The sequence below is a fragment of the Pseudomonas syringae genome (genome assembly GCF_002157375.1).
GTDB lineage: Bacteria > Pseudomonadota > Gammaproteobacteria > Pseudomonadales > Pseudomonadaceae > Aquipseudomonas > Aquipseudomonas syringae_T.
The window spans coordinates 15,062-36,016 of record NZ_MTSA01000005.1 but is presented as its reverse complement, the minus strand read 5'-3'; the positions used below and the strand labels follow the sequence as shown (position 1 = coordinate 36,016).

Genomic DNA, 20,955 nt, shown 5'->3' with positions numbered 1-20,955 from the left:
CAGGCACGCCCCGTGAGGGAACGCCCGCCATAGAAATCCACTGATCCTAGATTTGAAGCTCAGCGATGCAGCTTGAACAAGTTCTCTAGGAACCTCAATGCTGAATGTCATCAGTATGTCCTTCGGCGCCGAGCTCACTCACGATCAGAAAGTGATGCTCCCCGTTGGGAGTACGCATCAGCTGAAATCCCGACTGGGCTTTCACAAGTTCAAGCGTTGGGGTGGCAACGGTCATGCCGTCGAGACTAGCCCCGGATTTGTCCCCATACACGATCGCTGCATATCGCTGCCCTACCCTTGCCGCATCGTATAGGTATGCATCAATGGTTACACCCCAATCCATGGCTTGAGCTCGGATGACCGCACCAGGAACCTCTTGGCTCTGATGCTCGACGGCTTCCTTCTCCGCGACACGCTTATGGGAAAAATTGGTCATCAAATCGAAATCTCAAAAAATGGGTCAAAACCAGTCTGCTCGTTGGGATAACCCCGGGGATTGGAGACCACTCTGCAGCCGCCAAGCTCGACGTCCACAGCTTGGTGGGTATGGCCGAAGACCCACAAATCCGCTTTCTCAATGAGCCTGGGCCAGTCGTTGGTGTAAGCCGCATTCAGATGCCCGTCATGCTTCGTTCCTACAACTACAGGTGATGGGGCGTGGTGAGTGACGACAATCGTTTTGCCTTCAAAAGGCTGCGCAAGCTGCTGGGTCAGCCAGGCCTTGGCGGCATGATTGCGAGTGACAAGGTCATCGGGTCTAAGGCGTCGGTATCCCGCATCAGCCCGGATGTAATTGAAGTCGTTCATCCACTCCCAAGCCATCCTGCTCGCAGCCACTTGGTCGCCCGTTGCGGAAAAGTCCGTCCACGCTGCGGTGCCCAAGATGCGAGTGCCGTTGATGATGATGCTTTGGTTCTCGAGCAGATGGACGTGGGGCTCAGCGGCGTCTCGCATTTTTTGAAGAGTTCGATCGATGTGGCCGTCATAAAATTCGTGGTTGCCGCTGATGTAAGCGACCCTGCACTGGAATGTGTCATTTGCCCACTTCACGCCACGGGCCTTCTTGTCGATGTCTCCCGCGAGAATGACCAGGTCGACGTCGGAGTCGAGCGCCGGCGGATCGAAGCGGTGAAATTCGTTATGCAGGTCTGAGTAGATTCGTAGCTTCATCGGTCGGTCACTTTGGAATTTGCTGTGTATCAATGTGGTTTTCACGTTGCAGGGTGGGAGTAGTTCCACACCTGTTTGACCACCTCGCCGGCACCGTTATGAGCTTTGCTGTTTCCGAATACGCTTGATAGTTCATGTGGCCTTAAACGGCTTGGCTTGCGGGATTCGCGTCCCAATGCCTAGTGGCGTACGCCAGAAAATCGTGGGCTCATTCCGTCAGGTGCCCACTCGCAAACAACGTATGAGCTGCCATTGCTTGTTTCGAAGACGTGGTATCCGTGACTCTCGAACCTTCGACGTAGCGAGGACGTCCGAACGGTCGCTCCATCTCGAAAACGCCCGCGTTGTTCCTGGTAAACCACACCTACCAGGCAGTTGATTTCGTGATCCACGCTCGCGCAGCACATGTAAGCGGTGGCCGAAAATTGAAACTGCACGGCTATAGCACGCTCGACACTCGCGGGAATCGAGGTCGGCTTGACCTCCGCGGCGGTCTGCAAGCTGTTCAAGGATTTATAGTCTGTAGGCATAGCAATTCACTCGATCTGTCCCAGCGTGATGTCCTGTGTTGATGACCTGTGTTCAATGCACTTCGAAAAAAGGCCTGATAGCACCGTTTTCGAAGTAATGGTGGGCCACCACGAACAATCCGCCCGTGTCCGCCTCACCACCAGGTAACCGTTGCGGTGAAACCGCCTTACGACTGGCGGCGTGTGGGCAGGCAGACCCGGGGGTAAGAGGCTTATGCGATTACAGAAGATCAACCCGGTCATCCGCGGAGGTTGATACAGCGCGCATAAAAGAAACCCCACCACGTCTTCATCTGGTATCGCCGCTTTCGCCTTTTGAATCACCGTTGGTATGTCCGGTCATACTCGAAGCCCCGGACCTTCCACCACGCATTTGAATATTATCGCGCTCTCCCCCGGTCAATTACGCAGAACGAGCAATTGGCGAAGACCAAGGTGACCCTGCCCGTCCTTGCCGTTGGCGGTGGTGGTCATGGTGGGTTTGGTGCCCAACAGCCGGAGAACATCCGCCGCTACGCTACCGACGTTGAAGCGCACGTGTTGCCAGCATGCGGCCACTGGATTCCGGAGGAATGCGCATCAGCACTGAACCCGCTCATCTCATCGTTTCTGGCACGGCCATGAGGGAGGTTGTCGACCAGGTTAATCGGGTTCTGCATGCCCTCTTCCCATCCGCAATCCATGTCGCGTCCAACATCATGTATGGCGCATTTGGCTCAGAGCAATCCAAACCCCATCCGCTTCAGTTCCTCAACCAACTCTTCCCGGCCATGAAGGCTCGACACACTGCGAAGTCTGTTGACCACCTGCTCCGACCACCCGGAAGCCTTCATTCCCTCACGTTGATAGAACGCACCCAGGCGCTCATCATATTCAGCAACTGCTTCTACATCTGCCGCCGCCGAATAGATCTCGTGGTGCAGCACTGCGCTTTGAGGCAGCCGTGGTTTCACCTGCGCTGGTCGTTCCGTAGAGGGATACCCTACGCAGAGGCCGCAAACGGGATAGACCTGGGGAGGTAAGCCAAGCTCCTTGGCCACCCCTTCAATGTCGTTGCGGATGGCCCCTATGTAAACGCTTCCGAGCCCAAGCGACTCCAGCGCCACCACTGCATTTTGAGCCGCCAGCGCGGCGTCGATGGTTCCGAGCAGCAGGCTTTCAAGGTAGGGTATCGCTTCCAGTTCCACCTTTTGCTGCTCAGCCACTCGAGCCACCCGGGAAAGGTCTGCCAGCCAGACGAAAAACAGAGGCGCCTGGCGGATGTAGGCCTGGTTTCCTGCCAATGCCGAGAGACGCGACTTCCGATCGCTATCCTGAACAGCAACAACGCTCCAGACCTGCAGGTTTGACGAGGTTGAGGCTGATTGCGCCGCGGCGATCAGGGTCTCGATGGTGCCTTCGGGCAGCGGCTGATCAGTGAAGGCACGAACGCTGCGATGATCGAGCAATTGATCGATTGTCTCGTTCCATGGTTTGAGCGGCGAGACGTCCGACGTGCCATAGCGGGCGGCCAGTTTCAGCTGGGCGTTGACTGTCATTTGATATCCCCAAATAAAGACCGAGCCTACCAAAACGCCGACAGCGCAGCACGCCTCCCGGGCGAAGTTTCACATACCCTAAGCGCGCTGCAGGCGCTGTCTGGGTGAGCGATCTTCGCCCGGGACCTACTGCGGTGTGATACCCCTCAAACGCAATGAGTACTCAAAGCCCGACCAGCGCTGCCAGCCCGCCAATATCCGTGATCTGGTGGTAGCCAAAAGCGGCATTCGCCGGCTGTTCATGCCCGCGTGCAACGAAAGCTTTGTGTTTGATGTTCATGTCGTGAGCCGACATCAGGTCGTAGCGAAAGCTTGAGGACACATGCAAAACGTCTTCCGGCCCGCAGTTCAGGCTATCGAGCATGAACTCGAACGCAGCCAGGCGTGGCTTGTAGGCTTGAGCCTGTTGGGCGGTGAAGACTTTATGGAACGGTGCGCCGAGCTTTTCGACGTTGGACATGATCTGCTCGTCCATCGCGTTGGAGAAGATCACCAGGGGAATCTTGTCGGCGATTTTTGCCAGCCCAGCCGGTACGTCAGGGTGTGGGCCCCAGGTCGGCACGGCGTCGTAGTAATGCTGGCCTTCATCGCGGTATTCGATACCCCAGCGTTTGCACGTTCGCGCCAAGGCGGTCTTGAGGATCTCGTCATAAGGTCGCCAATCGCCCATCACCTGGTCCAGTCGGTAGGCAGCATAGTCCTTGACGAACTGATCCATCTGCTCGGCAGGGACGCGATCAGCGAACAGCTCACGTGTAAGCGCTGCGGTTTTGAAATTGGTCAACGTGCCATAGCAGTCGAACGTAATGTACTTGGGGCGAAGAAAACTCATGGGTGCGCTCCTTGATGGGCATTAAGATCATTACGGGGCAAACCTGAAACAAGCCAGCTGACAGACTTGGTCAGGCCAATGTTTCGATGAAGCAGACGTCTGTTTTATAACGCGGCAAAGGCGCTCTCCAGCGCATCAAGCAGCCGCCCCGCTTCCCTTTCAGCCCAGATCAATGGAGGGCGAATTTTCAGGATGCTCGCATCGGGTCCTGTGGCGGAAATGAGTACGCGTTTTTCACGCAGATGGTTGACCACGCTCAGGGCCGATTTCATATCAGGCGTTTTGCTCTGCCTATCGGTGACCAATTCCACAGCGAAGTACATACCGGTGCCTCGCACGTCGCCTATCTGCTCATATCGATCAGACAGGTTTTCAAGACCGGCCATGATCAGGCCGCCCACACGATTGGCGTTAAGCATGAGTTGCTCTTGCTGAATGACGTCTAGGGTTGCCTGGGCGGCGGCAATGGCCACGCTATTGCCGCCAAAGGTATTGAAATACCGCATGTCACGTCCAAAGCCGGCCACCACTTCCGGTCTTGCCATCAGCCCCGCGACGGGATAGCCATTACCCATAGGCTTGCCCATGGTGATAATGTCCGGAGCAACACCATGACGCTGATGGCCCCAGAAATGCGTGCCGCTGCGGCCAAAACCTGACTGAACCTCGTCGGCAATGAACAAGCCGCCGGCCTTGTGGACCACCTCGGCAATCGGCCCGAACACGTCGACCGGCTCACAGAACAGTCCGTCGGACGAAAACAGGCAATCTGCAATGAACGCTGCCAGGCCACCGCCATGGCGCTGAATATCCTTGATCTGTGCAGCGACCTGGTCTGCCATGTAGCGTCCCAGTGATTCACGCGGTATTCGATAAGAGTCCGGAGCCGGCACCCGGCGAACATAGGGGTCCAGCGTGGCATTGATGCCGAGCGAGGGTGAAAAGGCCGCGACGGTTGCCGAGTTTCCGTGATACGCCTCGGAAGTCACAATGACACCGGTTTTGCCGGTGTGATGACGCGCAATGCGGATGGCCAGGTCATTGGCTTCCGAACCGCTGCAGGTGAACATCATCTGACCGTCAGCAGCCATTTCGCCGTCGGTTGTCGCGCGCAGCTGTTCGGCATAATTCAGAATCCCGTCCTGCATATACCGGGTGTGGCTGCACAGCGTATTCATTTGCTCAGTGATTGCATTCACAACCCGCGGATGACAATGCCCCACTGACACCACATTGTTATAAGCATCCAGGTATTCATTCCCGGCTTTGTCGTACAGATAAGCGCCCTTGGCACGGACAACGCCCACCGGCTCGTTGTAGAACAACCGATACCCAGGCCCCAGAAGATCGACCCGGCGTCGAATATGCTCGCGCGTGGATTCGTCCAGATGATCGATATTGGCAGGGTTAAAGCCATTGGGCATGTCGCCGCGAACAGCCTCGATTTTTGAGTGCTTCATTTAACGCTCCTTTAATAAGGACGAATCATTCTGCGAAGGGCATCAGAAGTTCTGACATGTGTGACGGTGATCGGCTAAGCATCCAGTCGAGCTGCCCCCATCCTGGTGCGGCATTCCTTGAGATGTAGGCACTGTTATGCGGAAAGAGCTGCGAGCGCCACGTGGTAATCAACGCCCTCGTAGTCAAGCGCGCCATGGCAAGGTGCGGGATGAGAGCCAGCTCTTCGGTGGTCAGGTCGGCAGCACGCAGATACCCCCTGAGCACATCTTTTGCCGGAGCGAAAATATCGGTCTCGCTTTCAGCCCCCACTGTGCCCAGCTGGTTCATCATGGCGGTGGACACATCAATGGCGATGGCCGTCTTGACGGTATCGCCGAAGTCAATGACGCCGCTGACAACCTGCGGATTGTGTGTGTCGACCACAATGTTTGACGTATTGAAGTCGTTGTGCAGAACCTGTTTCCTGCAGCCGTCGATCAAGCCTTCAATGGCAAAAAAACGCTCAAGTGCCCTTTCCAGCAGCGTACGGCGCATTGGGTCAGTCACACACGCGATCAACGGTTCAAGCGTCCTCAGGTTTTGCACGTCCCAGCACACCTTGCGCGACTCTCCTGGATGGGAAAAGTCAGCGGTGGCGAGCCTCAGACGGGCGAGTAACTCTCCGATGTGTTCGCGCCCCACCGAGTTCACGCTGGCTTTATCCAGCGGGGTGCCTGGCAGGAAACTTATCAGCCGCGCTTGCCTTGATTCCCCATGACTGGTTTCGATTCGAGTCAGGTACTCACCGTCCAGCGCTTTATAGGCTCTGGGAATCGGAAGCTGTGGCGATGTGCGCTCGATGTGCCGCATGACTTCGATTTGCAGGGAAAGCTCCACGGGAGCTTCTTGCGGGTTGGCGATTTTGAGCACATACGACTGGCCATTCGAGCTGTCGCATCGAAACGTATCGTCTTTTTCCGTCGCAAACCGTGTCAGGTCAGCGTCGACCCCGAATTGCTCTTGCAGAATCCGCGCACCTTCCTCCAGTGAAACTGAAGTGAAAGAGGCCGCCAAATCTCCCTGCAGCACCCCGAGCTCTTCACTGAGCCGGTGTTCTTGATTCACACGCATCGTAGAGCTCCTGGCTTTGGGCAGCTTGTGCATCACCCGCCTTTGGTCGACAAATATTGTGCTACAACTTTTAATATTGGAAGGGGATCCTTGTGTGTTTTTTGAGTTTTCTCAATATTTAAATTTAACTATTTGTTTTTAATCAATATTTAATTTTTCTGTTTTTACTCTTTGGATAAAATTGTTGCACAATCTTTTAGTGGCGACGCTTCACTGCTGGTGTCATCACGCACAGCTGTATTAGAATCACGTCTCCGCTGAGTGCCCCAGGTCCTGAATGAAATGACGTTTCCCAGCACGAACATTGAGCCCCATCCCGTCAGGCTTTCGGCGGTCGAGGTGCTGGCTGAAAAGCTGAAGCTCAGGATCCTGAATGGCGATTTCGAGCCGGGTGAGTTCCTGCGCGACGTCAAAATGGCCGACGAATACGAGGTTGCACGCAACACGTTCCGCAGTGCTGCGCAGCTGCTTGTTTCGTTGGGTTTGCTGGTGAAGGTGCCGCATCGAGGGTTTTGCATTCCCGAGTTCGGGCCGGACGACATCGTGGACATCGCCAGATTGCGAGGGGTACTGGAAACCGAGGCCGTGCGCTTGATCATTCTGGGGGGTGTCGTTCCTCCCGAGGCATTGAGCGCTGTGGAAAAACTGCGCAATGCCCCTGACGATGCGCCTGTTTCAGACATTGTGGTTGCCGACGGTGACTTCCATCGCGCAATTATCCGTGCCAGCGGCAGTCCGCGTTTGCAGCGAAGCTATGCCATGCTGGAAAGCGAAATCGAGTTGCTGCTGGTGCTGCAGCAACCCTGTTATGAAGACCCCAAGGATATCGTTGTCGACCATGAGCACTTGATAGAGTGCTTGCGCAGCCGGGATTTCGAAACGGCTCGGGCTGCGTTTGTCGAACACTGGGAAGATTTGAGTACAAAGCTCTTACGTGCGAACTTCGAGAGGCGGCGATGATCACCGTCTCGATTCTGAAATGGCAGTCTTCGGCGCCCTCTCCCGCTGGAGCTTGATGTGAAGGCGACCCTCCCTTAAAGCTCTGAAGGTTGGTTGTGATAACCTCGGCGCAAAAAAGACTTGGGGGTTGAGATGGTCCGTCTATTCCAGGCTATAACCTTTACCAGCGTCATGATGATCGTCGCCTTACCGGCCCACGCGCATATCACGCGGCTTGAGATCCTGCGGACCGAGCCCGCCTTCGATGGTGTGAGTTTCGGTAATACCGGTGCCTATGAGCGTGTCTTCGCGCGTGCTTATGGAGAGCTGGATCCGGAAAAGGCCGCCAACAGCATCATCCAGGACCTTGAGCTCGCACCGCGTAACGCAAACGGGATGGTCGAATACACGACTGATATCGCAATCTTGCGTCCCGCTGACGTGGCAAAGGCGAATAACATCCTGCTGTTCGACGTGCCCAATCGGGGCAGCAAGCGCGCGATGTCGTTGTTTAACGCTGACATGCAAGGTAAACCTGGCGCGCTTAACAATTTCGAAGTCGCCGGGGACGGTTTTCTGCAACGGCTCGGTACAACGCTGATCTCGTTTGCCTGGCAGGGGGACGTTGCCCCTGGCGACAATCGTATGATCGTGCAGCTGCCGATCGCAATCAATAAGGACGGTTCGCCGGTGACAGGCGTGGTGCGGAGCGAGTTGACCACCTTGTCGCCGACTACCAGGCTTGGCCTGTCCGCTGGATGGTTTACTTCCACGCCTCCTCACACGACCTACAAACCTGTCGAAACCGACAATACCAAGGTGCTTGCGGACGGTTTCCGTCCCACCCTGACGGTGCGGCCGCGCGCGAATGCACCTCGGCAGGAAATACCTGCGAACGACTGGCGTTTCGGTGACTGTGACACGCCCAATGAAACCCAGATATGTCTGCCGTCCGGCTTTCAACCCGGAAAACTCTACGAACTGATTTATCGCGCCAGAGACCCGATGGTCATGGGAATCGGCTTCGCGATTGCGCGGGACGTCGGCGCGTTTTTCCAGCACGCTGCGCACGACGATACAGGGGTTTCCAACCCTGTAGTTCATGGGCCTGAGGTCAAATCAATCATCACCGGCTCTTCGCAAGCCGGGCGTTTTATTCGCAGCATGATCGCGCTGGGGTTCAACCGTAGTGAGGAGGGACATCAGGTTTATGATGGCGCGATGCCACATATTGGCGGCGGCCTGATGCCGCTCAACATTCGCTTCGCTCAGCCCGGTCGTGCCTGGGGCCAGCAGGTTGACCATGACTACCCGGCGTACGATTTTCCGTTTACCTATGGTCGCGAAACAGATCCGATCACCGGACGCTCGCAGGGGCTGCTTGATCGCTGCGACGCCAGTAGCACCTGCCCGCTTATATTTCATATGGCGACGGCCCTCGAACTCTGGGAGGGGCGCCAGTCGCTCGGACTTACCGACCCACTGGGCTTGCGCGATGCTGATGAGCCGAAAAACGTACGGACATTTATCATGGCGAGTACGCAGCACGCGCCGCCGCCTTTGCCATTACCCGTCACTCCTGTGTTTGGATTGTGCCAGGTTCAATCGAACCCGAACCCCCATACCTGGACGATGCGTGCCGCACTCACCGACCTCATTAGCTGGGTCCGCGACGACGTCGCCCCGCCCGCTTCGCTAAAGCCGTCGGTGGCGGATGGCACGCTCGTGCCGGCGGATCAAGTACGTTTTCCTCTGATTCCTGCGACGAATTATGCCGGTGTCTCGCGGCCAGAGCTGCGTTATACCGGCGCCGTCAATAGCCTCCACGTGCTTGATTTCGGCCCGCGTTTCCGCCCGGAGGACAGTTCCGGGATACTCACACGCGAACCACCGCAAGCAGGCGTCGGCAGCTACAACCTTTTAGTCCCGCAAGTCGACGCAGACGGCATCGATATTGGCGGCGTGCGCAATGTGTACCTGGGCGCCCCTATTGGCACCTATACCGGCTGGAACACTTTCCGGCCCGAGCTGTTCGATGGTGGGTTTTGTAACTTTCAGGGCAGCTTCATTCCGTTCGCCGCGACCAAGGCTGAACGAATTGATGCTGGAGACCCTCGAGCGTCCCTTGAAGAGCGCTACCCGACCAAAGACGCTTATGTCGAGGCCGTGCGCGCAGCGGCAGACGCGCTGGTCAGCGCGCGGATGTTGCTGCCTGAAGACCGTGCTCGTCTGGTCATGGAAGCGGAGGAGAAAGTCCTGCGCAACGGGCCTTAGCAGGCGTGCATTCCGAGGTCTTTCGTTTGTCCTCTCGATGAACTGTCCACCTGAACAATGGACTTTTTCATCGCGCAGACGTCCAACCTTCGATAGCCACTGCCTCTACGTACCCGGACTGCTTCACTCAAGGACCACACATGACCTTCTACATCTTTCTTCTGGCGTGCTGCGCCGCCGCCGCCACTGGCATCATCTTCAAACCGGGGGCTTGGTACAAAGCGCTTAAAAAACCCGGTTTCACGCCACCTGACTGGGCGTTTCCGGTAGTGTGGACGACGATCTACCTGCTCCTTGCCTGGGCCGGGTATCGCATGACCCTGCTCCCTGGCAATGAGACCGTGCTGGCTCTTTGGGCAGCACAAATTGCACTGAACACATTGTGGACGCCCGTGTTTTTTGGAGCGAACCGCATTGTCACTGCGATGGCAGTGCTTGTTGTGCTCTGGATTGTCGTGGCCGCAATGGTCGTGATGGCCTTGCAGATGGACATCGTGACAGGGCTGATTCTATTCCCTTACCTGGTGTGGCTCTCGGTGGCCGCTGCACTGAACTTCTATATTCTGCGTCACAATAAATGACGCAGACCCTGAGAACCCTGCCAAGGTAGATCATCCGGCTGGCCGATCCGTACAGCGACGCCTGTGTACGAACGGCCATCCGAGAAAGTGGATCTACCTGCACCTTCTCGATTCAGACAGCATCAAACGCTAGAGCGCATAACGCCGGCAATGCTCCAGGTAGCTCTGCTCGTGACTGCCTACCAGTTGTACAACGCTCGACCATAACCACGAAGGCGCGTCCAGTGTCCGTGATCGATTGGTTTGCAAGTCTCGGATCCACGCTGTGCGTGTCGCCAGATCCATCTGTCTGGCGTGAGCAATGCCAACCACTTTCGCGAGGTAGGCCGCTGCTTGCATGGCTTCAGGCTGAGTGAGCTCATCCAGTTCCAGTTTCATGTCTTGAGGAAGCAGCTCACGTATGAAGAACGAGTGGTCCAGCATCCGTGCGGCAACCATTCTGCTCCCCAGGCCCGGCGAAAGGTGCCTGGCGCCCTCCACCACCCGCTTGCCGTTGTCTCTGGGCATGCGCGCCCTGGCCGTTCGCGGAGCTGCTGCCGCGACTGCTTCCTTGATATCGAGAAGACAGAATTCTTGATCATCTTCATCGCCAACGCCCATCAACACCGCGTAGCGAAGCAGCCCCAGAGAACTGCATCCCTTTACCCAATAAGCAGAGTCGATCAGTTGCACTCGATCATCTGTGGAGCGGCCTTTGAGCGATGTCACCAAGGCATGAATCTCTGGCGTGGCACAGAGTGTTTTGAGCGCATCGCGTTCAGCACGAGACAGCGCCCAGAAATGTTTACCCAGCGGGATGCTCGGTCGCATGTCTTCAATTCGCTCTTGGGCAAGATGCTTCCAGGTGCGCTGTACCGCACTGCGCATACCGGCTTTCACGTGTGCAGGGCGTTCGGGCTCTTCATCGCGCTTGTGCATGAAAGCCTGCTCATAGCCCTGCATCATCTCTTCGAGCATCCGCGCGGTTGTGACCCCAGGCAGATCCGAGCCCCGGGCAGCCGTGGCCAGCGATAATCCAAGCCTGACCAGGTCGTGCGCAGGATTGCCGATCACCGATTGATCCAGGTCGCGGATATGGATGTCGATACGGCCTTTCAAATCCCCGGTTGGCCCCAGATTACCGGCATGGCAATCCCCGCAGATCCATACCGGCGGACCGCTGGGCAGGCGCCTGCCGGACTGACTGTGAAGCCACTCGTAGAATTGAGCGGTATTGCCTCGAACGAACGCGTGCGCAGAGCGGGCCATCTTCAGATTGCGCAGGTGGGTCAAGGAGGGAAGCCGTGCATTGGGTCGAGGCGTTTTCATCGGAAAACCTTGAGGAGACATACCCCATTGACCCGCGTCGCCGGATGAATGTTTCAGGATATTTCAAATTTATTGCGTCAGCTCTTCCCGGCATAAAGAGCCATGTTACCTGCGAAGGACATCAACCCTCTTTGCTACTTCCTGCCGCCTCCCCGATCACAACCTTGTCCCCCGCCTTCAGCCCTGAAAGCACCTCGACCCGGACCTGATTATTGATACCGACACCCACCTGTTCGGTTGTGACCTCATTACCCTCCCCCAGCACCCGCACACTGTAGCGTCCGTCCTTGCTCCGCTCACCCAGCGCCGAGACAGGAATCGTCAGCACACCCTCTTTCGCTTCGAGCACGATTCTGACGTTGGCGGTCATGTTGATGTAGAACCGGCCATCAGGGTTGGGAACATCGAAAAGAGCGTTATAAAAGACGGCCTTGTTTTTGCCTGACCCACTGGATTGGCTTGCTGCATCCAGAGGGCCTGGCTCTATGGACCGCAAAGTAGCGGTTTGGCGTGTGTCCGGGGCTCCCGAAATAGTGAAGTACACCGGAAGACCGGGTTTTATCTTCACTACATCTGCCTCGGACACCTGTGCTTTGATGGTCATGGTGTCGATTTGGGCCATCTTCAGAATGACCGGGGCCAGTTGCTCGGCGATAACGGTCTGGCCTTCTTGAGTGACGATGGCAAGTATCCGGCCATCCATTGGCGCGAGGATGCGTGTGTAATCGAGATTGATCTGCGCGGTTTTTTCTTTGATCCGGGCCGTGTGTAATTGTGCGGAAAGCGAAGTGAGGTTGGCGCGCTCGGCCTCGTATTCAAATCGCGCTTTGTCTTGATCTTCTTTGGAGACGGCGACCGTTGATTCGAGCGCTTGATACCGGCGGTAGGTCGACTCGGCAAGCTTCAGTTTATGAAGCGTTGCATCCCTTTCAGCGGCAAGTTGCTCGCTTTTGACGCCGGCCTGGCGCAGTGCGTTTTTCGCCGGCAGCGGATCGATCTCGGCCAACAGCTGATCTTTTCGGACCTTGTCGCCGGGAGCGACTTTCAACGATTGCAACTGCCCCGACACCTGAGCACCCACGTCGACCTGATGACTTCCTTGAAAAACGCCCTGCGCTTGCACGGCGTATTCAATGTTCGTGGCTTCAACCGCGGCGGAGAGAAAAGCAGGCTCGTCTTCGCCACTGATGCCTTTATAGAAGGCATAGCCGGCCAGCGAGACCAGCAGGTCGATGAATATCATCCTCAAGATGATTTTGCGGTAATTCAAATTTCTGAAAAATCGGAAGATCTTCACCGTACATCCCGTTCAGCATTCGGTCCGGATCCTGGGCGGATCAAGTTTGCGGCGTTGGAATAAAGGGCGTACATGAGCGTCTGCACCTCGCTGCCAGGACTTTATTTTCCAGCAGGACCCAGCCTGCTGCCTTGTGCCAATGGAAGCATCCGGGCGAGCGGGCGTCTGTCCCCGCATTCGGGGACATTGTCCCGGAGGCCTTGCCAGGCGGGCGTTCTCGAACTTGTGAGGGGGTGGAACATGCGTTTGAAAGTTGCATCCCGTTCTGTAGAGGGACGCTTGTCCCCGATTTCCCTTACAGACTAGGAATGATCGCTATGTGTAAATTCTCTAATACGTTAGTAATATTGTCCTACAATCGGACATTATGCTCACTGCTTAACGTCGAGAGGGCTGCCCTTTATGTGAGGTCGCTTTTGGATCATTTGGAGACTATTGCCATGGGGGCGAATGTGTGATGAAAGCCAATTTACGAATGACGGGGAATCAGTCAGCGTATTTTCTGGAGCTGGGGAGGTTGATCTCAAGTGTGGGCGATGCAAGGTTCGCTTCGAATATGTATCAGATGATCGCGGCCACCGTGCCCATTGATTTTCTGGACCTGAGTGAGTGGACGATTGATGAGCATGAAGGAAGCATCATCAGCATTCAGCCCCTTGGGCGAGAGACCTCAGAGCAAAAGCCGGCGACGTCGCCCGTCTCGCAGGACAACGAGATGCTGCTCGCCCGGATGGTCAATGTTGATGACTTTCTGCTGATTCACTTAAAGCCGCCGTTTAGCGGCACCCCGGTCAGCAACTGCTCGGCCGTGACTTATCAGTGCAACCTGGTGTCGCGCAAGTCGAATAGACGCTGTGTCATTTCCCTGCACCGCCAGCATCCCCAGCGTGACTTTTCGCTGCACGAATTATCATTTCTGAAGAATTTCTCAGAGGCTTTGTTGCCGCTGCTGGAGCGACATGCCCAGGCAACGCGGACCTTGTGTACCGCACACGCCGACAACGATGCCGTTACCCAGGGCGGTCAGCAGCTTCAACGGGAGTTCAACGAAAAGCTGAGCCATTCGGAGGTCAGGTTGTCGCTGCGCGAAAAGGAAATCTGCCTGGGCTTGCTTGCCGGGGCAACCGTTCCGGAACTTGCCGACAAGCTTCACGTTAAAAACAGCTCCATCGAAACCTACCTGAAGCGCGCCGCCGCCAAACTGGGCGTCAAAGGGCGGCACGGTCTGGTCAAGTGGATGACAGGTGTGACTCAAACGGCTTGAGCTTTGGCTGCACGACCTTAAAGGCATCTTATATGAAGTATCTTGTGCTAGGCGCAATGGCGACATCACTGCTCAGTGGCTGTTCGCTTATTCCTGACTATGAGCGGCCTCCCTCCCCGGTAGCTTCCGGCTACCCGACCGGATCAGCCTATGCGCCGATGACCACCGCCGATAAGGCGACAGAACTGCCGGGCTGGCGAAGTTTCTTTCGGGACTCGGTTCTGGCCCGGGTGATCGAGCAATCCCTTTCGAACAATCGTGACCTGAGGGTCGCGGTACTCAACATACAAGCCTATCAAGCGCAGTACCGCATCCAGCGCAGTGACCTGTTTCCTGCGGTGTCGGTCAGTGGCTCGGGCAGTCGGCAAAGTCTGCCCACCGATGTGTCATTGCTTGATGAGCGCGCGATCAGCAGCACCTATTCAGTATCGTTGGGCATCAGTGCTTACGAGCTGGATCTTTTCGGTCGAAATCGCAGCCTCGCTCAAGAAGACCTGGAGACGTATCTTTCCAGCGAACAGGCCCGGCGCAGTACGCACCTGAGTCTGGTGGCCAATGTGGCGACGGCGTACCTGACCTGGCGTGCAGATCAGGAGCAGCTCAAGCTGACGCTTGATACGCTGAAAGCCTATGAGCAAAGCCTGAAATTGACCTCGCTGCAAAACTCGTCTGGCACAGCCTCTGCGCTGGCCGTGAGTCAGGCGCGTACCTCGGTTGAAAGTGCCCGGGCCAACGCGGCTCATTTTGAGCGGCTGGTCGCTCAGGACCTGAACGCCCTCACATTGCTGGTGGGCGCCGATGTTTCGGAAAACCTGCCGGCCACCGCCCTCAGTGAAGAGCTGCTGGGAGGCGTGCCTGCCGGGTTGCCTTCTGAACTGCTGCAGCGCCGTCCGGATATTCTGGAAGCCGAGCACCTGCTGAAAGCCGCCAATGCCAATATCGGAGCGGCTCGTGCCGCTTTTTTTCCGAGCATCAGTCTGACGGCAAGCGCAGGTACGTCGAGCACCGAGCTGTCCGGCCTGTTCAAGGCCGGTTCGGGCGGATGGCTTTTCGAACCACAGATCAATATCCCGATTTTCAACGCAGGTAACCTGCGAGCCAGTCTGGATTACTCAAAAATCCAGAAAGACATTCGCATCGCGCAATACGAAAAAAGCATACAGACCGCTTTCAAAGAGGTCGCCGATGGTCTGGCGGCCAGGCAGACGTACAGGCAGCAACTCATTGCGCAACGTGACTCATTGAAAGCCAACGAAGATTACTATCGACTGGCAGAGGCACGTTACCGGAACGGTCTGGACAGCAGCCTCACGCTGCTGGACGCCCAGCGCTCACTCTTTACTGCTCAGAGCAGCCTCATCGCTGATCGCCTCGCCCAACTGACGGCTGAGGTCAATCTGTACAAAGCGCTCGGCGGAGGCTGGACCGAGCTCACCCCTTCTCTCTCGCACCAGGCCGTTCGGCCCTCGAACGGCTAAACCAACCGAGACATCGGTTGTGCAGGGATAGAATTAAACAATAGACGCCATAGCAAAAGATGATCGAAGAATAAAAAATTGAGCATACACTAACAAACAAGAAACCCGTGCTCCGTTACTTGTGTGTACTGCCGTACCAATTTAGTTGTCATGTTTTTGAAACCTGGCCGTGTGAAGATCAGGCCGTCGCGAAAATCGCGGTGTGAGCAAGCGCTCTACTAGTGGAATCTGGCAGGGAGATTAGCGTTCGGATCCTGGGTTATGTTGGTGACTGCCGGTCACACAGCAGCGTTGATTAGTCACCGGTTTCTGTCACTCATATGGTCACCTTAATATAAACACGCTCGCGCTTTAAACGTGAACTCTGTACAGCCAGCGACGTGTTCGGATGCACCAACGACAGGGATATTGATAAGGTCCATGCCTCATGCCTATGCTCTTGAATGATATCGAAAAGCCTCTTAATCCCTCGGCGCGTCCTGGCGACTGGCCAGCGGCCTGTGGGTGTTGATTCAGTCATTCGGGAATAGATGAACGCCGCTCCTGAGTGCCCGCTTAACGCCAGACTCGATAACTGTTGAGGGTGGACGCGTACCGAGTGTGCTTAATCTACTTGTTTCACGTGACACCGTGACCCGTTCAATGTTGAATGTTTTTCGGGACCGCGAGTGTCCAACTTTTAATCTCTTGTTCAGGGGGGTGAAAGTCATATTAATGTCGACATGTAATCTGTGCAGCCGCAGGGTTGGGAAAAAACCCATGCGCCCATTAATTAAGTTGCTGAACCATTGCGGTGCCTGGCTTTACTTCAGCGTGTCTCTTTCATAAAACGAAAAAGGAATTCCGATGAACGTACAACAACTTTTTCCGCACCTTGGCAAGGTCATCTCTGGTATTGGAAGCCGCCAGTTCGCCCGTCTGCTTCACGAAATGATAACCGCCTCACTGCCCGTGGATGCCACGCATGTCATTCAGGGCCTTACGCGATCCGCCGGTGAACCCACCGGCCTTTCCTCGAATGGCTCGCTCGCCAAAAACCTTCATCCGTCGGTGACGTCAGGCATCGACATCCGACGTCTTGAGCCCATTCTGCTGAGCCCTACCGAGCTGGCAGATACCCGAGTCGATAAATCCATCAGGTTCGAGTCGCCGGCCTACAACTCGCAGAAGCATCCGAACCAGATCCACTCTCACGCCGCACCGCCTCAGGTCCACCTTGCTGATCCGGGGAAAGGGCATTACGTACTCTCGGTGTATCGATCACCTTCCGCCAAAGCATTCACTCCCCAGGAACGCGCTCAACTCAAGGATTTGTCCTGGGTGGTGCTGCCCATCGTCAAGCAACATATTGCGACCGTCACCCCTACCCTCGTTTCCTCCCGGCCCGCGCCGGTCTCCAGTGGCTCGGAAGACCGTGATGCGATGGAAGGTCTGCGTCAGCGGTTTCTCGGCCGCCTGGATGCATCAGGGCTGAGCCTGTCTCTGCGCGAAACCGAAGTCTGCGTCGGCCTGCTGGCCGGTCTTACGGTGCCCCAGCTGGCGGAAAGGCTGGCGTTGAAGGTCAGCACGGTCGAGAGCTACTTCAAACGCGCGGCAGTAAAAATGGGGATCGGTGGTCGCAGTGCGCTGCTCCGCTGGTTGCATGCAGCCCACAGAGTGCAACGTCCGATGGAGGTGTTTCAGAAGGCCGTCTGAGCAGACGCCTGTTTTCATTTTTTAACGCTTGACAGACTCTTCTATTATGCAGCGGCACCGGTGTCTGGGCCGATTGTTACTGGGCTCGATCCGCGACCGCTGCACCATCCGGCACTCGCCACCTCTCATCAATGCACTGTTCGTCCCGTTCGGGGGCGCGGAGCATTCTCGTCCATCAGGTTCAGGTTTTTTCCGTGGGCTTCAATGCAAAACCGCCGGCCCGAGGGCCAGCGGTCAAGAGCGCGTTCAGAGGAATGTGCGGCGCCAGGTTGTATCAGTCCCGGGCCAGCGCATCGATAGGGTTGAGCCGTGCAGCATTACGGGCGGGTACAAAGCCGAACACGATGCCGATCAGGGTCGAGCAGACAAACGCGGTAATGATCGAGCCCATCGAAAACACCATCTGCCATTCCTTGACCAGCAGCGAGAAGATGTAGCCGATGGCAAAGGACAGGCCGATCCCGATCAGGCCTCCCAGCAGACAGACCATCACCGCCTCGACCAGAAACTGCTGCCGAATGTCGGACGGTCGTGCGCCTACCGCCATACGGATACCGATTTCCCGCGTTCGCTCGGTGACGGAGACGAGCATGATGTTCATCACGCCGATGCCGCCCACTACCAGGGAAATGACCGCGATCAATGACAGCAGCAGCGCCAGCGACTGGCTGGTCTTCTGGACGGTCTGCATGATGCTGTCCAGGTTGTAAGTAAAGAAGTCCTTGGTGCCGTGGCGCTTCTCGATCAGTTTCGTGACGTTCTCTTCCACCAGCTTGCTGGGTTGGCCATCTTTCACGCGCACCGTGATGCTGTCCAGGTAACGCTGGCCCAGCAATCGGCCCGACGCTGTTTCATAAGGCATCCAGACGTTGAGGTTCTTGCTGGTATTGAACACGCTTTTCTTGTCTTCGGTGACGCCAATCACCGTACACGGCAGGTTATCGACCAGAATGACCTGGCCCAGCGGGTTGACGTTCGGTCCGAACAACCGGGTGCGGGTATTGTGGTCAATGACCACGACTTGCGCCTGCCTGACGCTGTCTTCCTTGCTGAAGCCCACGCCCTCGCCCATCTTGATGCCGCGTACCCGGAAGTAATTGTCCCCCACGCCGTTGACGGTGGCGGTCACGTCCAGGTTGCGGTAACGCAGCAGCAGGTTGCGCCCGACATTCGGCGTGGCGCTGTCGATGTAGTATTGATCCCCCAGCGCAGCGACATCGCCCAGCGACAGTGTTTCGATTGCCGCAGAACGGCTGTCGCCCCAGTCGGTGCCTGGAAACACCTCGATGGTCGTGCTGCCGATGGCGGCAATATCGTTGAGCACATAACGCTTGGCGCCTTCCCCCACCGCCACGATCGAAACCACCGAGGTGATGCCGATCACAATCCCCAGCATGGTCAGCAGCGTGCGCATTCGGTGTGATATCAGCGCGACCCAGGCCATGGTGAAGGCTTCGCGGAACAGTTCGAAGCTGGCCACCAGACGGTTACCCTGTGGCTTCTTCACCGGCAAGGCACTTTGCTTTTCGACCTCCATCGAGGGGCGTGCGGGGTTGACGCGATCATTGATGATCTTGCCATCGGAGATTTCAATGACACGTTCCGCATAGGCCGCGACTTTTTCATCGTGGGTAACCAGAATCACGGTCCGCCCGGCGGCATTGAGCTCCAGCAGGATCTTCATCACCTCCCGGCCGCTGGCGGTATCCAGTGCGCCGGTCGGTTCATCGGCAAGAATGATCTCACCACCGTTCATTAACGCGCGTGCGATGCTGACCCGCTGTTGCTGCCCGCCGGACAGCTGATTGGGGCGGTTGCTCAGGTGATCGCTCAGTCCTAGACGGGACAGCAGCTCCTTTGCACGATCTGTGCGCTCGGTCTCGCCGACGCCGGCATAAATAGCGGGCATTTCCACGTTACTGACGGCGCTCAGGTGGCTCAGCAGGTGATAGCGCTGGAAGATGAAGCCAAAGTGGTCGCGGCGCAACGCGGCCAGTTCATGGTCGGCCAATGCGTGCGTTTCACGGCCACTGACTTTGTAACTGCCCTCATCGGCCTGATCGAGACAACCCAGCACGTTCATCAATGTCGACTTGCCCGAGCCTGAAGCCCCGATGATCGCCACCAGTTCACCGGAGTTGATCGTCAGATTGATGTCATTGAGCGCCAGAAAATCCTTGTCGCCGGCGCTGAAGCGTCGAGTGATGCCTTGCAGTTCCAATAGCGGTTGAGTGGTCGTCATGCCCCCGCTCCCGTCGTGGTGGCGGCGGTTGCAGTCGACGGTTCGCCGATGACCACTTGATCGCCTTCCTGCAGGCCATCGTCGATCTGCACACGGACGTTGTTATTGATGCCGGTCTTCACCTGACGAACCTGGGCTTTCCCTTCGGCATCCAGCACGCGAACCGCAAAACGGCCTTCGTTGTCCTTGTCGCCCAACGCCGCGACCGGCACCGTCAGCACGTCCTTGGCCTTGGACAGCACGATGCGCACCTGCGCCGTCATCGAGATCCGCAGCTTGTGGTCCGGATTGGGAACTTCGAACAGGGCGTTGTAGAACACCGCCGTGTTCTGGCGACTGGCATTGTTGGCCTGTGTCTCCAGAAAGTTCTGTGGTGCAGGCTCGATGCCGCGCAACTGGGCGTAATAGCGATGATCGGCTTCACCCAGAATCGTGAAATAGACTTCCTGGCCTTGCTTGATATGAATGACGTCGGCTTCGGAGACCTGCGCCTTGACGGTCATGGTGTCCAGGTCAGCCAGCTTGAGCAGAACCGGTGCCAGTTGCTGAGCGATGACCGTCTGGCCTTCCTGAGTAACGATCCCGACCACCGCCCCGTCGATGGGCGCGACAATGCGCGTGTAGCCCAGATTGACCCGTGCCGTCTCGACCTGAATGCGCGCGTCTTTCAACTGCGCATTCAGAGAGCGAAGATTGGCCGCCTCGACCTGATAGTCCGATTCGGCGGTCTCGAAATCCTGTTTCGAGACGGCATCGTCCGGACGCAATTTGACGGCCCTTTCATAAGTGGCCTTGGCCTTGGCGAGCTGGGCGGCGGTGGCCTGCTTCTTGGCGATCAGGTCTTCTTCGTTGACTTCGGCCTGGCGCAGCGAGTTCTGCAGAACGACCGGGTCGATTTCTGCCAGCCACTGACCTTTCTTGACCTGATCACCCAGTTTGACCTTGAGCGACTTCAACTGACCGGACACCTGGGCGCCGACATCGACCTGTTTGACCCCCTGCAGAATGCCTGTGGCCAGGACCGAGTTTTCGATGTCGCCGCGCTCGGCCTTGGCCGTCAGGTATTGCGGTGGAGCGTCCTCGGAACGCGTGCTGGCGTAGACCAGCCCGACAAGAGTCAGCAGACCCAGGACGATGACGGTTTTGCGAAATTTGAACTTTGGCATAAAGAACCACAAATAGGTTTAGGACAAACCCGGCTGGCCGGCAGCCGGGACAAGGTTAAAGCGGCTATAC

17 protein-coding genes are annotated in these 20,955 nt (G+C 56.8%); 6 read left to right on the top strand and 11 right to left on the bottom strand.

Annotated elements, in window-relative coordinates; all coding sequences use genetic code 11:
* Positions 1–94 precede the first annotated feature (94 nt).
* The 7 genes from BW686_RS07215 to BW686_RS07180 form a co-directional block, all read right to left on the bottom strand.
* Positions 95–436: a hypothetical protein gene (locus tag BW686_RS07215; RefSeq protein ID WP_084915667.1), complete on the bottom strand. Its 342-nt coding sequence runs from the start codon at positions 434–436 to the stop codon at positions 95–97.
* Positions 436–1,170 carry a metallophosphoesterase gene (locus tag BW686_RS07210; RefSeq protein WP_084915666.1) on the bottom strand — a complete coding sequence of 245 codons (735 nt, stop codon included), beginning with the start codon at positions 1,168–1,170 and terminating at the stop codon, positions 436–438. The genes BW686_RS07215 and BW686_RS07210 overlap by 1 nt, the downstream gene beginning before the upstream one ends.
* Positions 1,171–2,099: 929 nt before the next feature.
* Complete coding sequence (locus tag BW686_RS26775) at positions 2,100–2,258, bottom strand: hypothetical protein (RefSeq protein WP_179149194.1); 159 nt, start codon at positions 2,256–2,258, stop codon at positions 2,100–2,102.
* A gap of 158 nt (positions 2,259–2,416) precedes the next feature.
* Positions 2,417–3,238 (bottom strand): NADPH-dependent oxidoreductase, encoded by an 822-nt coding sequence (locus BW686_RS07195; RefSeq protein WP_084915664.1) that lies wholly within the window; start codon positions 3,236–3,238, stop codon positions 2,417–2,419.
* Positions 3,239–3,401: 163 nt separating this feature from the next.
* The gene (locus BW686_RS07190; RefSeq protein WP_084915663.1) at positions 3,402–4,070 is read right to left on the bottom strand and encodes a haloacid dehalogenase type II; all 669 of its coding nucleotides are present in this window, start codon (positions 4,068–4,070) and stop codon (positions 3,402–3,404) included.
* Positions 4,071–4,174: 104 nt separating this feature from the next.
* The gene (locus BW686_RS07185; protein ID WP_084915662.1) at positions 4,175–5,530 is read right to left on the bottom strand and encodes an aspartate aminotransferase family protein; all 1,356 of its coding nucleotides are present in this window, start codon (positions 5,528–5,530) and stop codon (positions 4,175–4,177) included.
* A gap of 25 nt (positions 5,531–5,555) precedes the next feature.
* Positions 5,556–6,641, bottom strand: a complete 1,086-nt coding sequence (locus tag BW686_RS07180; RefSeq protein ID WP_084915661.1) for a phosphotransferase — start codon at positions 6,639–6,641, stop codon at positions 5,556–5,558.
* Positions 6,642–6,923: 282 nt separating this feature from the next.
* Here BW686_RS07180 and BW686_RS07175 point away from each other — a divergent pair, with 282 nt between their 5' ends.
* The 3 genes from BW686_RS07175 (at position 6,924) to tspO (ending at position 10,435) form a co-directional block, all read left to right on the top strand.
* Positions 6,924–7,601, top strand: coding sequence for a GntR family transcriptional regulator (locus tag BW686_RS07175; RefSeq protein ID WP_084915660.1), 678 nt, complete (start codon positions 6,924–6,926; stop codon positions 7,599–7,601).
* Positions 7,602–7,733: 132 nt separating this feature from the next.
* Positions 7,734–9,854, top strand: coding sequence for an alpha/beta hydrolase domain-containing protein (locus BW686_RS07170; RefSeq protein ID WP_084915659.1), 2,121 nt, complete (start codon positions 7,734–7,736; stop codon positions 9,852–9,854).
* A gap of 140 nt (positions 9,855–9,994) precedes the next feature.
* Complete coding sequence (tspO, locus tag BW686_RS07165; RefSeq protein WP_084915658.1) at positions 9,995–10,435, top strand: tryptophan-rich sensory protein TspO; 441 nt, start codon at positions 9,995–9,997, stop codon at positions 10,433–10,435.
* A 129-nt stretch (positions 10,436–10,564) separates the two neighbouring features.
* Here the strand turns inward: tspO and BW686_RS07160 are convergent, their stop codons facing one another.
* Together BW686_RS07160 and BW686_RS07155 are read right to left on the bottom strand one after the other, a co-directional pair.
* Positions 10,565–11,743, bottom strand: a complete 1,179-nt coding sequence (locus BW686_RS07160; RefSeq protein WP_084915657.1) for a DUF2252 domain-containing protein — start codon at positions 11,741–11,743, stop codon at positions 10,565–10,567.
* A gap of 121 nt (positions 11,744–11,864) precedes the next feature.
* A complete protein-coding gene (locus BW686_RS07155) occupies positions 11,865–13,040 on the bottom strand; it encodes an efflux RND transporter periplasmic adaptor subunit (protein ID WP_218775742.1) in 1,176 nt (391 codons plus the stop codon).
* A gap of 457 nt (positions 13,041–13,497) precedes the next feature.
* Here BW686_RS07155 and BW686_RS07150 point away from each other — a divergent pair, with 457 nt between their 5' ends.
* From BW686_RS07150 to BW686_RS07140, 3 genes are all read left to right on the top strand, one after another.
* On the top strand, positions 13,498–14,304 hold the full coding sequence (locus BW686_RS07150; RefSeq protein WP_084915656.1) for a helix-turn-helix transcriptional regulator: 807 nt from the start codon (positions 13,498–13,500) through the stop codon (positions 14,302–14,304).
* A gap of 32 nt (positions 14,305–14,336) precedes the next feature.
* Positions 14,337–15,782, top strand: a complete 1,446-nt coding sequence (locus BW686_RS07145) for an efflux transporter outer membrane subunit (protein ID WP_084915655.1) — start codon at positions 14,337–14,339, stop codon at positions 15,780–15,782.
* 846 nt (positions 15,783–16,628) lie between these two features.
* Positions 16,629–17,477, top strand: a complete 849-nt coding sequence (locus BW686_RS07140; protein ID WP_084915654.1) for a helix-turn-helix domain-containing protein — start codon at positions 16,629–16,631, stop codon at positions 17,475–17,477.
* 274 nt (positions 17,478–17,751) lie between these two features.
* On the opposite strand, the gene BW686_RS07135 is transcribed toward BW686_RS07140, so the two are convergent.
* Both BW686_RS07135 and macA read right to left on the bottom strand, forming a co-directional pair.
* Entirely contained in the window at positions 17,752–19,719 is a 1,968-nt protein-coding gene (locus tag BW686_RS07135) for a MacB family efflux pump subunit (protein WP_084915653.1), read from the bottom strand.
* Complete coding sequence (macA, locus tag BW686_RS07130) at positions 19,716–20,885, bottom strand: macrolide transporter subunit MacA (protein ID WP_084915652.1); 1,170 nt, start codon at positions 20,883–20,885, stop codon at positions 19,716–19,718. The genes BW686_RS07135 and macA overlap by 4 nt, the downstream gene beginning before the upstream one ends.
* Positions 20,886–20,955: the final 70 nt, after the last annotated feature.